The sequence below is a fragment of the Nocardiopsis sp. M1B1 genome (genome assembly GCF_052466615.1).
Window position 1 is genome coordinate 2,938,613 of sequence record NZ_CP196194.1, and the last position, 11,844, is coordinate 2,950,456.

The 11,844-nt window shown below is 75.0% G+C and carries 9 protein-coding genes and 1 riboswitch; of the genes, 5 read left to right on the forward strand and 4 right to left on the reverse strand.

Features of this window, described 5'->3' with window-relative positions; all coding sequences use genetic code 11:
• Nucleotides 1–66: 66 nt before the first annotated feature.
• From ACSTA4_RS12540 to ACSTA4_RS12550, 3 genes are all read left to right on the forward strand, one after another.
• On the forward strand, nucleotides 67–1,656 hold the full coding sequence (locus ACSTA4_RS12540; protein ID WP_444963673.1) for a cobyric acid synthase: 1,590 nt from the start codon (nucleotides 67–69) through the stop codon (nucleotides 1,654–1,656).
• Nucleotides 1,653–2,372: a cobalt-precorrin-6A reductase gene (locus ACSTA4_RS12545; protein ID WP_444963674.1), complete on the forward strand. Its 720-nt coding sequence runs from the start codon at nucleotides 1,653–1,655 to the stop codon at nucleotides 2,370–2,372. Before ACSTA4_RS12540 ends, ACSTA4_RS12545 begins: the two co-directional genes overlap by 4 nt.
• 263 nt (nucleotides 2,373–2,635) lie before the next feature.
• The gene (locus tag ACSTA4_RS12550; protein ID WP_444963675.1) at nucleotides 2,636–3,472 is read left to right on the forward strand and encodes an NAD(P)H-binding protein; all 837 of its coding nucleotides are present in this window, start codon (nucleotides 2,636–2,638) and stop codon (nucleotides 3,470–3,472) included.
• A gap of 117 nt (nucleotides 3,473–3,589) precedes the next feature.
• Here the strand turns inward: ACSTA4_RS12550 and ACSTA4_RS12555 are convergent, their stop codons facing one another.
• On the reverse strand, nucleotides 3,590–4,264 hold the full coding sequence (locus ACSTA4_RS12555; protein WP_444963676.1) for a TetR/AcrR family transcriptional regulator: 675 nt from the start codon (nucleotides 4,262–4,264) through the stop codon (nucleotides 3,590–3,592).
• A 131-nt stretch (nucleotides 4,265–4,395) separates the two neighbouring features.
• On the opposite strand from ACSTA4_RS12555, the gene ACSTA4_RS12560 reads away from it, so the two are divergent.
• Both ACSTA4_RS12560 and ACSTA4_RS12565 read left to right on the forward strand, forming a co-directional pair.
• A complete protein-coding gene (locus ACSTA4_RS12560; protein WP_444963677.1) occupies nucleotides 4,396–5,571 on the forward strand; it encodes a winged helix DNA-binding domain-containing protein in 1,176 nt (391 codons plus the stop codon).
• Between the two features lie 439 nt (nucleotides 5,572–6,010).
• Entirely contained in the window at nucleotides 6,011–7,219 is a 1,209-nt protein-coding gene (locus ACSTA4_RS12565; protein WP_444963678.1) for an MFS transporter, read from the forward strand.
• Nucleotides 7,220–7,273: 54 nt separating this feature from the next.
• On the opposite strand, the gene ACSTA4_RS12570 is transcribed toward ACSTA4_RS12565, so the two are convergent.
• From ACSTA4_RS12570 to ACSTA4_RS12580, 3 genes are all read right to left on the reverse strand, one after another.
• Nucleotides 7,274–8,824 (reverse strand): cobyrinate a,c-diamide synthase, encoded by a 1,551-nt coding sequence (locus tag ACSTA4_RS12570; protein ID WP_444964160.1) that lies wholly within the window; start codon nucleotides 8,822–8,824, stop codon nucleotides 7,274–7,276.
• A gap of 122 nt (nucleotides 8,825–8,946) precedes the next feature.
• Nucleotides 8,947–9,561, reverse strand: coding sequence for a cob(I)yrinic acid a,c-diamide adenosyltransferase (cobO, locus tag ACSTA4_RS12575; protein WP_061078750.1), 615 nt, complete (start codon nucleotides 9,559–9,561; stop codon nucleotides 8,947–8,949).
• Complete coding sequence (locus tag ACSTA4_RS12580; RefSeq protein WP_444964161.1) at nucleotides 9,561–11,654, reverse strand: VWA domain-containing protein; 2,094 nt, start codon at nucleotides 11,652–11,654, stop codon at nucleotides 9,561–9,563. The genes cobO and ACSTA4_RS12580 overlap by 1 nt, the downstream gene beginning before the upstream one ends.
• Nucleotides 11,655–11,688: 34 nt before the next feature.
• Nucleotides 11,689–11,830: riboswitch (cobalamin riboswitch) on the reverse strand.
• Nucleotides 11,831–11,844 lie beyond the last annotated feature (14 nt).

Below are 11,844 nucleotides of genomic sequence, written 5' to 3' on the forward strand. Positions count from 1 at the left end.
GGTGGTCCGTCCCCGCGCGGAACGTCTGCGACGGAGGGCGGCGGGCGACGAGGAGGGGAGGGCCGCGTGGGGAGCGCGTCCGTTGAGGGCGGCGCCGGGCCGCAGGCCCCGGCGGGCCGCGGAGGAGGAGGGCTGCTGGTCGCCGGGACCACCTCCGACGCGGGCAAGAGCGTGGTCACCACCGCCCTGTGCCGGGCCTTCGCGCGCCGCGGCGCGCGGGTCGCCCCCTACAAGGCGCAGAACATGTCCAACAACTCCATGGTCTGCCACGGCCCCGACGGCCGTCCGGCGGAGATCGGCCGCGCCCAGTGGGTGCAGGCCCTGGCCGCCCGCGCCGTGCCCGAGCCCGCCATGAACCCCGTGCTCCTCAAACCGGGCACCGACCGGCGCAGCCACGCCGTCCTGCTCGGCCATCCCGCCGGGGACGTCTCCTCGGCCGACTGGGAGGCGGGCCGCCGCCACCTGGCCCGGGCCGCGCACGCCGCCTACGACGACCTCGCCTCCCGCCACGACGTCGTCGTCGCCGAGGGCGCGGGCAGCCCCGCCGAGATCAACCTGCGGGCGGGCGACTACGTCAACATGGGCCTGGCCCGGCACGCGGGCCTGCCCGTGGTGGTGGTCGGCGACATCGACCGGGGCGGCGTCTTCGCCGCGATGTACGGCACGGTGGGCCTGCTGGAGCCCGCCGACCAGGAACTGGTCGCGGGCTTCGTGGTCAACAAGTTCCGCGGGGACCCCGGGCTGTTGCGGCCCGGCCTGGAGGACCTCGAACGGCTCACCGGCCGCCGGGTCTACGGCACCCTGCCGTGGGACCCGGGGCTGTGGCTGGACTCCGAGGACGCCCTGGACCTGGAGGGCCGCCGCACGCGCGGGGGAGAGGGGCTGCGGGTGGCCGTGGTGCGCCTGCCCCGGATCAGCAACTTCACCGACGTGGACGCCCTCGGGCTGGAGCCGGGCCTGGACGTCGTCTTCGCCTCCGGCCCGCGCGACGTGGCCGACGCCGACCTGGTCGTCCTGCCCGGCACCCGCTCCACCCTGGCCGACCTGGCCTGGCTGCGCTCGCGCGGGCTCGACCGGGCGATCGTCGAGCACGCCCGGCGCGGTCGGCCGCTGCTGGGGATCTGCGGCGGATTCCAGATGCTCGGCCGCACCGTCACCGACGCCGACGGGGTCGAGGCCGAACCCGGGGCGCGCGCGGACGGTCTCGGGCTGCTGGACGCCCGGACCGACTTCACCGCGGACAAGACCCTGCGCCTGCCCTCGGGGGAGGCGCTCGGGGCGCCCGCGCACGGCTACGAGATCCACCACGGCCGGGTCACGGTCGGCGGCGGCGCGGAGGGGTTCCTGGGGGGAGCCCGCGCGGGCAACGTCTTCGGCACCATGTGGCACGGCAGCCTGGAGGGCGACGCCTTCCGCGCCGCCTTCCTGGCCGAGGCGCTGGGCTGCGCGCCCTCCGGGGTGCGCTTCGCCGCCGCCCGGGAGCGGCGCCTGGACCTGCTCGCCGACCTGGCGGAGGAGTACCTGGACGTGGATGCCCTGCTCGCCCTGGCCCGCGAGGGCGCCCCGGCGGGTCTGCCCGCGCTGGCCCCGGGGGCCCCGCCGGCCCCGCCTGCCGCCCGTCCGCGGCACGGGTCCGGAACGGAGGTGTCCCGGTGAGGCTGCTGCTCTTGGGGGGAACGTCCGAGGCCCGTGAGCTGGCCGCCCTCCTGGTCGAGGCGGGCGTGGACGTGACCACGTCGCTGGCCGGGCGGGTGGCCCGGCCCCGCCTGCCGGTGGGGAGGGTCCGGATCGGCGGCTTCGGGGGAGTGCCGGGCCTGCGCGCGGCGCTGGCCTCCTACGACGCGGTGGTGGACGCCACCCACCCCTTCGCCCTGGGCATGACCGCCAACGCGGCGGCGGCCTGCACGGACCTTCCCCTGCTGCGGCTGGAGCGGCCGGGCTGGGACCCCGATCCGGCCTGGTGGTACGCCGCCACCCACGAGGAGGCTGCGGAGCGGGCCGCGGGACTCGGGGAGCGCCCCTTCCTCACGGTGGGCCGCCAGGAACTCGCCCGCTTCGTGCCGAGGCTGGGACGGCGGGCGGTCCTGGCCCGGGTGGTGGACGTCCCCGAACTCGTGTTGCCCGGCACGTGGTCCCTGCTGACCAGCCGGGGGCCGTACACCCTCGACGGCGAACTGGACCTGATGGGCGGGCACCGCGCGGACGTGCTGGTCACCAAGGACTCCGGCGGCGCCTACACCTGGCCCAAGATGGAGGCGGCCGGGCTGCTGGGCGTCCCGGTCGTGGTGGTGCGGCGCCCGCCGGGCCCGACCGGCGTGCCCACCGTCCACGACGTGGCCGCCGCGTTCGCCTGGGTGACCGCCCTGAGGTGAGAGGAGACGCCTCCCGTCGCCGCGGCCGACACCACCGGCGCACGCAGGCCCTTCCGGCGGAGACGGATTCCCGTTCGGGCTCCGGGGACGGCTCCCCGCGGCCCTGGCGCGGGAGCCGACCCCGACCGGGGCGGCACGGGCCGCAAGGGGCCGCCCGTCCGTCGGCCAGCGGACACGTCCGCTCCACCGGGCTGGACGATGACGAAGGTATCGCAGCTTCTCGCCCATGGATTCGTCCGAGCGGGTGCCGTTGAATCGCTTCCATGAGCAACGACACCACCCTCGTCCTCGGCGCCACCGGCAAGACCGGCCGACGGGTCGCCGCCCGACTGCGGCTGCGCGGCACGCGGGTGCGCACCGCCTCCCGGACCAGCCGGACCCGCTTCGACTGGTCCGACCCCGACGGCTGGGGCGCGGCCCTGCGCGGCGTCACCGCCGCCTACGTCGTGCCCCCGACCGTGCCCGGACCCGTGCACGAGTTCGTGGCCAGGGCCGAGGAGGCTGGCGTGCGGCGGCTGGTCCTGCTCTCCGGGCGCGGCTCCGACACCTGGGGCGACTCCGCGTTCGGCCTGGACATGCGGTCGGCCGAGGAGGCCGTGCGCGGCTCGTCCCTGGAGTGGACCGTTCTGCGGCCGTCGAACTTCGACCAGAACTTCGACGAGGACCTCTTCCACGCCCCGCTGGTCGCCGGGGAGCTGGCGCTCCCGGCCGGCGCGGTTCCCGAGCCGTTCATCGACCTGGAGGACGTCGCCGACGTCGCGGCCGCGGTGCTGACCGAAACCGGTCGGCACGCCGGCCGGATCTACGAACTGACTGGACCGCGTGCGCTCACCTTCGGTGAGGCCACCGAACTGATCTCCCGGGCGTCCGGTCTGCCCATCGCCTACAAGCGGATCTCCCCGGACGAGTACGCCGCGGCGCTGGTCGAGGAGGGCTGGGGCGAGGGCGACGCCCACCACGTCGCCGAGATGTTCGTGCTGATGGAGCGCGGGGTCCTCGCCGAGACGACGGACGGTGTGGCCACCGTGCTGGGGCGCGCTCCCCGCACCTTCGAGGACTACGTGGTCCGGGCCGCGGCGGCTGGAGCCTGGCGGCGGTGACCGTCCGGTGGCTCCGGGCCGGGGCCGACCGCGGAGGCGCGCGCCTCGGGCCCCCGGCCGGTCCGGAGGCGCTCGCCCCGGGCCCCCTGCCGGTTCGGGGGCGGTCGTCCCGGCTGGTCAGGGCGTGTGTTCCGGCTCCGTTGAGGGGGCCTCGGCGCGGGGTCCGCGCAGCGCGGGCATCAGGACGCCGTCCACCAGCGACACGAGGAAGTCCCGGTCGAAGGGCCTGCGCTGGACGAGCGCGCGGTAGGCGGCCATCGACGCGACCACCTGCGAGAGGGTGTCGACGTCGGCCGCGGCCGAGGCCTCCCCGCGTTCGACGGCGCGCCGCATGAGGAGGCGGTGGGCCTCGGCCCAGGGCTGGACGATCGCGGCGCTGACGGCGTCGGCGCAGGCCTGGTCCTGGACGAGCACCGACGCCAGCCCCGCCATGATCCGGAGCCTGCGCTCGCCCTCCCGTGCCGACTGGGGCCGGAACAGGCCGAGCAGGTCCTCCCGGAGGTCGCCGGTGTCGGGCAGGCTCCCGGTGTCGACCTGGTCGCGTTTCATGCGCGCCACCGCGTCGATCACCAGTTCCGTCTTGGAGGTCCAGCGGCGGTAGAGCGTGGCCTTCCCGGCTCCGGCGCGGGCCGCGACGGCGTCCATCGTCAGCCCGGCGAACCCGGAGTCGGCCAGGACCTCCAGCGTCGCGTCGAGGATGGCGCCATCACGGGAGAGGTCCCGCCTGCGTCCGGGTCGCGCGGGACCGCCGCCGGTCGCGGCGGGGGCGCGGGTGTCGCTGTCTCGTGTCATGGCGGTCTCCTCCTCGTCTCACCGCTGGTCAGAACGATACACACCAGTTCCGGAACAGAGTAGTTCAGGAACGGAATAGTTCCGGAACTGGTTTGTATCGAAATGTCCGGGCGGTGTGGCACGATGAGCCGATGCACCACGTGAGTGACGACGAACGGCGTGCCCGCATCGGCGTCCGGCACGCCCTGGCCGCGGGTTTCCACGCGGACTCCCCGGAGGCGGCCACGCGGGCGGTGACCGCGCTGCACGCCACCGAACCGGCCACCGTCTACCTGTCGTGCCGGGCGCGCGTGCCCTCGCTGACCGTGGCCGACCTCGACAGGGCGCTCTACGAGGAGCGGCGGCTGGTGAAGCAGCTGGCGATGCGGCGCACGCTCTTCGTCTTCCCGCGCGAACTGCTGCCCGCCGTGTGGCCGAGCGCCTCCGCGCGCGTCACCGCCGCGGAGCGCGCCCGCATGCGCAAGGACCTGGTCAGAGAGGGGATCGCCGACGACGGCGACGCCTGGCTCGACCGGGCCCGTGCCGAGGTCCTGGCCCTGCTCGCCGACGAACCCGGAGGTCTGGTGGCCGCCGACGTGCGCCGGGCGGTGCCCAGGATCGACGTGAGGGTGGCGGGGTCGGCGGGAGAGGTGTGGTCGGCGCCGCGGGTGCTCACCCTCCTCGGCGCCGCCGCCGACATCGTGCGCGGCGCCAACACCGGCCGCTTCGCGGTCTCACAGCCGCGGTGGACCCTGACCGGGCACTGGCTCGACACCGTTCCCGCCCCGTGGAGCGCCGCCGAGGGTTACCGGGAGCTCGTCCGCCTCTGGCTGCACAGTTTCGGTCCGGGTACCGAGGACGACATCGTCTGGTGGCTGGGGTCCACCAAGACGGCGGTGCGCACGGCGCTGGCCGAACTCGGCGCGGTCATGGTCTCCCTCGACGGCGGCGCCACCGGCTGGCTCCTGCCCGACGACCTGGGCGAGGCGGCCGACCCGGGCCCGTGGGTCGCCCTGCTGCCGGTGCTCGACCCGACCGTCATGGGCTGGCGCGGCCGTGACTTCTACCTGGGCCCGCACCGCGCGCAGCTCTTCGACAACCGCGGCAACGCGGGCACGACGGCCTGGGCGGACGGCCGCGTGGTCGGGACGTGGGTGCAGGACGGCTCCGGCGCGGTCAGGGTGCACCTGCTCGAACCGGTGTCGACGGCCACGCGCCGGGCCCTGGGGGAGGAGGCGGCGCGCCTGACCGAGTGGCTCGGCGGTGTGCGGATCGGCACCGGCTACGTGTCGCCCGCGATGAGGGCCGCCCGGGCCGCATGGGAGTGAGGGCGGCGCGGCGGTGACGGGGCGGCCCCCACTGTCGGCAGGGCGGCCATCGCGCCCGCAGGCCCGGCGGCGGGCTCCCGGCCCGCGGTCGCACGCGGCCTGACCGGAAAAGGCGGCGAAGTCGGGTCCCGGCCAGCCTCGATAACTGCCGTCGCCCGAGGTGGCAGCGCGTTTTCCGTCTGGTGCCCGTCCGGCCCGAACTCGGTCGCTGTCGCCCCGGGACCCCCCTTCCGGTGCCACATCGGAGCGTGTAACGTGACCGGGGACCAATGTACGGAAAGTACACGTGGCGCCCGAATTCCGCTGACTGGGTGGGCGATTCTTTTACGAATGCGCCGACGCGCCGGTGACGTGCGTGAGATGGCCGGGGCCGTCGGGGGCGAAGAATGGTGCGAACCGCGTTAGTCGGCGCCATTATGCCCCTGCGCGGGAGACCGTTATGCCCAGCACGACTGTGAACAGCGGAAAGGCGGCCGTCTACGGCGCTTTCGCGACGAACGGAGTGATGTACGCGGCGCTCGTGAGTCGAGTGCCGGCCTTGGGGTCGGAGCTGGGTCTGTCCACGGCAGAACTCGGTCTGCTCCTGTTGTGGCTGTCCGCCGGTGCTGTCTCGGGGCTGCCCGCAGCAGGCCTCCTGGTCCAACGCCTCGGTGGGAGCCGGGGGGTCACCGCAGGTATCTCTCTCGCCGCGGCGGGGCTGCTGCTGCTCGCCATCGGCCTGGGCATCACCTCGTGGCCCCTCGCGGCGGCAGCGCTCTTCGCCGTCGGACTGGGGATGGGGCTGTGGGAGGTCAGCATGAACGTTGTCGGTTCACGCACAGCGCACCTCATCGGCAGCGAGAACCTGTTGCCGCGACTTCACGCCACGCTCAGTCTGGGAACAGTTCTCGGTGCTCTTCTCGGTGCGTTCCTGTCGAGTGTTTCGGTGACGCTGCCGATTCAGAACCTGGGTATGGCAGGCCTGCTTTCGCTGGTCGCTCTTGTGCTCAGGCGGGCCACCCAAGACGCGGATGATCCTGGCACAGGCGATGTCACGCGTGCGCCCGGAGGCGTGCTGCTGGGCTCCTGGCGTGAGCGGAGAACATTTCTTGTCGGAATATGTGTTCTCGGGTTCGCCTTCACCGAAGGAACGGCCAATGAATGGATCGCGTATGTCCTGGTCGACGGTTATGGTGCCGCCGAGCACACGGGAGCCCTGGCGTTCGCCGCCTTCGTGGCGGCGATGACGGCGGGGCGTCTCACCGGAGGCGCTCTCGTGGCCCGCTTCGGCCGCGTCCGCGTTCTTCAGGCATCGGTCGCACTGGCTCTTTGCGGCGTACTCGTCATGGCCTTCGGCGACGCGGTGGCGTGGGTACTCGTGGGAGCGCTTCTGTGGGGGCTGGGGGCCGCGATGGGATTCCCGGTCGGCATCGCGGCTGCGGCGGACGACCCCGCGAGAGCCGCGGCGAGGGTGTCCGTGGTCAGCTCGTTGGGATACGCGGCCTTCCTGGGAGGCCCACCACTGCTGGGACTGCTCGGAGGGCTCTACGGTATCCAGCAGGCGGTACTCGTGGTCTGCGCGGCGCTTCTGCTGGCCTTCCTCGCGGCCGGGGCCACTCGGCGAACCACCGAGACCGAGAAGGCGGGCGACCCCGGCGGACCCCGCTGAGAGGACCGCGCCACAGGCGCTGCCCGACCCGGTACCGCTGTCCGCGGTCCCCGGTCAGACGGCGCGCACGGCGTCCGCGAAGCGGGCGGCGAGCCGGGGGTGCCCGGCCCAGTGGACGTGCAGGTAGGAGGCGTGCAGCGTCGGCGAGGCGAAGCCCTCCGGCGCGCCCTCGATCTCCCACGCCGGACGGTCGCCGCAGGCGCCGGGGGTCGTCGCGGTGCGGTGGAACTCGTGCCCGGTGACCCGCTCCCCGGCCCGGGTCAGCAGGGTGTCCCCCGGTGAGACCGCCTCGGGGTAGCGCAGGGTGAGCCGCCCCGTCATCCGGGCGCGCGCGGGGACGGCCCCGGCCATGGGTTCGCCGTCGAGCGACTCGGCCAGGTAGAGCAGGCCCGCGCACTCGGCGACGGTCGGCACCCCGTCCCGCACCGCCTCGCGCAGCTGGGTCAGCAGGCCGCGGTTGGCGGCGAGCTCACCGGCGTAGACCTCGGGGAAGCCGCCGCCGAGGTAGACGCCCCGGGTGCCCGGGGGCAGCGCGGTGTCGCCCAGCGGATCGAAGGCGACGACCTCGCACCCGGCGGCGGCGAGCAGTTCCTCGGTCTCGGCGTAGCGGAAGGTGAAGGCCCGGCCGCCCGCCACCGCGACCACCGGCCGCCGGGGCGCGGGGGGCTCGTGGGGTCCGTGGTCCGTGTGGGCTGTGTGACGACCACAGGGTTCGCCGGGGACACGAGCCGTGTGGGGCTCATGGTCTGCGTGTGTGGAATGGGAAGCGCGGGACGCCTCCCGCGCCCATGCCGGACCTCCGAGCGGGGCACCGGGACCCGAGTTCTCCCGCGCCCATGCCGAGCCTCCGAGCGGGGCACCGGGACCCGAGTTCTCCCGCGCCGGGCCCCCGGGCGGGGCCCCCAGCGTCCGCGCCGGATCCCACGGGCGGGCCTCCAGCGCGGGCGCGGAACGGGCCACGGCGAGCAGCGCGTCCAGGTCCACCTGGCGCGCGACGTGCTCCCCGAGCCGTTCGACCACGCGCGCCGACTCCACCCGCTCCGACGCCGGGACCAGCCCCAGGTGCCGGGACGGGCTGGCGATCCGCTCGTCGCGGTGGACCACGCCCAGGACCGGCAGGTGCGTGGCCCGGATGATCTCGGCGACGTTGCGCGCCGAACCCGCCTGGTTGAGGATCACCCCGACCACCTCGACCGCCGGGTCGTAGGCGGCCATCCCCGCCACCAGCGCGCCCACCGAACGCGACATCCGCGACACGTCCACCACCAGCACCACCGGTGTCCGCGTCAGGGCCGCGACGTGCGCGGACGAGGCGAACCCGTCGGTGCCCAGCCGCCCGTCGTGCAGGCCCATGACCCCCTCGACGACGGCGACGTCCGCACCGCGCGCCCCGTGCAGCAGCAGCGGCACCACGCGCTCCTCGCCGACCAGGTGCGGGTCCAGGTTGCGGCCCGGACGCCCGGTGGCCAGGGCGTGGTAGCCGGGGTCGATGTAGTCGGGCCCCACCTTGTGCCCGCTCACCGCGTGCCCGGCGTCGCGCAGCGCCGCCATCAGCCCGGTCGCGACCGTGGTCTTGCCCTGCCCGGTCATGGGCGCGGCGATCATCAGCCGGGGCAGCGCCGTCGGCCGGAGCAGCCCTGTCGGCCGGACCGGCGGCGTCGGCCCGCCCGCCCACGGTCTCCCGGCGCCCTGCTCTCCCGCCGAGCCCCCGGAAACTCCGGGGGAGGTCACCACTCGATCCCCCGCTGCCCCTTGCGCCCGGCGTCCATGGGGTGCTTGACCTTGGTCATCTCGGTGACCAGGTCGGCGGCCTCCAGCAGCCGCGGGTCGGCGCGGCGGCCGGTGATCACCACGTGCTGGCGGCCGGGGCGGTCCCGCAGGGCGGCCAGGACGTCCTCGACGTCGACCCAGCCCCAGTTGAGCGGGTAGGTGAACTCGTCGAGGATGAGCAGGTCGTGCGTCTGGTCGGCGAGCCTTCGCCTGATCTCCGCCCAGCCCTCGGCGGCGTCCGCCGCGTGGTCCTCGGCGTCGCCCTTGCGACGGCTCCACGACCAGCCCGAACCCATCTTGTGCCACTCGACCGGACCGCCCTCGCCGGTCTGCTCGTGCAGCTCGCCCAGGCGTTCCAGCACGGTCTGCTCGCCGATGCGCCACTTCGCCGACTTGACGAACTGGAACACCCCGATCCGCCAGCCCTGGTTCCAGCCGCGCAGCGCGAGGCCGAACGCGGCGGTCGACTTGCCCTTGCCGTCACCGGTGTGCACGGCGAACAGGGGCTGGTTGCGGCGCTGGCGCGTGGTGAGCCCGTCGTCGGGGACGACGAGCGGCTGTCCCTTGGGCATCAGGCGGCCCTCTCTCGTACGGCGGTGCCCAGCGCGTCGGCGCTGACCTCGCTGACGGGCATGTGGTCGGCGCCCAGACGGGCGGCCAGGGTGGCGGCCAGGCCCAGGCGCAGCGGCCCGGACTCGCCGTCCACCACGACGGTGGTCACGCCCAGCCCGGCGACATGGTCGGCGGCGGCCATCGCGCGGCCCACCGCGCCCCTGCCGCCGGTGGCCCGGCCGTCGGTGACCACGACCAGGAGCGGGCGCAGCCTCGGGTCCCGCAGCCGCTCGCGCCGCAGGACGCGGGCCGCCTCCTCCAGGCCCTCGGCCAGCGGGGTCCGCCCCCCGGCGGGCAGGTCGTCGAGGCGGGCGGCGGCCACGTCCACCGACCGGGTCGGCGGCAGGGCGAGTTCGGCCTCGCGCCCCCGGAAGGTGACCAGGCCGACCTTGTCGCGGCGCCGGTAGGCGTCCAGGAGCAGGGACAGGATCGCGGTCTTGACCTCGGTCATGCGCCTGCGCGCCGCCATGGAGCCGGACGCGTCCACGCAGAACAGCACCAGGTTGGTCTCCTGCCCCTCGCGGACCGCGACGCGCAGGTCGCGGGGGCGCAGCCGCAGGCGGCCGCCGTGCTGGGGCCGCAGCGCGGCGGCCCGCACGGTCTCCACCAGGTGGACGGCGCTGCCCGAACCCCGTCCGGGCGCGGCGGCGCCGATCCGGCGGCCCCGCGTGCCCACGGCCCGGCTGCGCCTGCCGTCGGCGCCCTCGCCGGAGCCCCGCACGGTGAGCAGCCGGGTCCGGTAGGGGGCGGCGGCCCTGGCGGTGGCCGGTGGGGCGCCGGAGGGGCGGGGCTCGGGGGAGTCGCCCTCGGCGTCCTCGGGCGCGTGCTCGGCGGAGGCGGGGGAGTGCTCCGGGTCGGGCTGTTCGGCGCCGGGGGCCTCGGCTTCCCCGTCTCCCCCGGAGTGATCCGGGGGACTGGCGTTGTCGGAGGGGCCCTGTGGGTCCTGTGCGTCCGACGGGGTTTCGGAACCGTCGCCGTCGTCGCCTCCGCGCGGACCCGGCGGCTCCGGGGGGTCGGGCGGCGGTTCCTCGTCGCCCAGGATCCGGTCCAGGAGCTCCTCGTCCAGTCCCGGCGCGTCGAAGGGGTTGCGTCGGCGCCGGTGCGGCAGGGCGAGCGTGGCGGCGCGGCGGATGTCGGCCCGGGTGACCCGCGTCCGGCCCGCCCAGGCCGCGTGCGCCATCGCCGTGCGCGCGGTCACGATGTCGGCGCGCAGGCCGTCCACGTCGTAGGCCGCGCACACCTCGGCGATCTTCAGCAGCGCAGCCTCGGACAGGCGCACCCGGCCCAGCGCCTCCCGGGCCGCCGCGATGCGTTCGGCCAGGGCCTTCTCCGCCTCGTGGTAGCGACCGGCGAAGGCGGCGGGGTCGGCGTCGTGGGACATGCGCCTGCGCACCACCTCGGCGCGGGTCGCGGGCTCGGACGGCGCGGCGACCTCGACGGTGAGCCCGAACCGGTCCAGGAGCTGCGGGCGCAGCTCGCCCTCCTCGGGGTTCATGGTGCCGATGAGCAGGAACCGGGCCGCGTGCTCCACGGAGAACCCGTCGCGCTCCACGGTGACCCGGCCGGTGGCGGCGGCGTCCAGGAGCAGGTCCACCAGGTGGTCGTGCAGGAGGTTGACCTCGTCGACGTAGAGGATGCCGCGGTGGGCCCGGGCCAGCAGACCGGGTTCGTAGGCGACCCTGCCGTGGGTGAGGGCCTGCTCCAGGTGCAGGGAGCCCAGGACGCGGTCCTCGGTGGCGCCGACGGGCAGTTCGACCAGGCGCACCGGGCGGCTCTCCACGGCCGTGCCGGACCCGAAGGGCCCGTCGGGGGAGTGCTGCGCCGGGTCGGCGGGGTCCACGGAGAACCGGTCGCCCTCGTAGACGTCGACGGGCGGCAGGAGGGAGGCCAGGGCACGGACCGCGGTGGACTTGGCGGTGCCCTTCTCGCCGCGCACCAGGACGCCGCCGATCTCCGGGGAGACGCTGGTGAGGACGAGGGACAGGCCCAGGTCGTCGAGTTCCTCGGCGTCGCAGCCGACGATCGCGGAAAAGGGGTAGTGCGGTGACCGCAATGGCATGTAGAGGCTCCCGCTCATGTCGCCATCGGTAAGGGACGGGCGTGAGGCCGGTCTTCGGACTTGCCGGGTCCTTCCTGGACGGAAGGCTCGGTTCACCGCAGCGGGCCTGTGCCGGAGTCTCACCGGGCTTCCCAGATTCTCCCCGTCGGCCGTCCCCACCGTTTCCGATGGCTGGGCCGTTGGG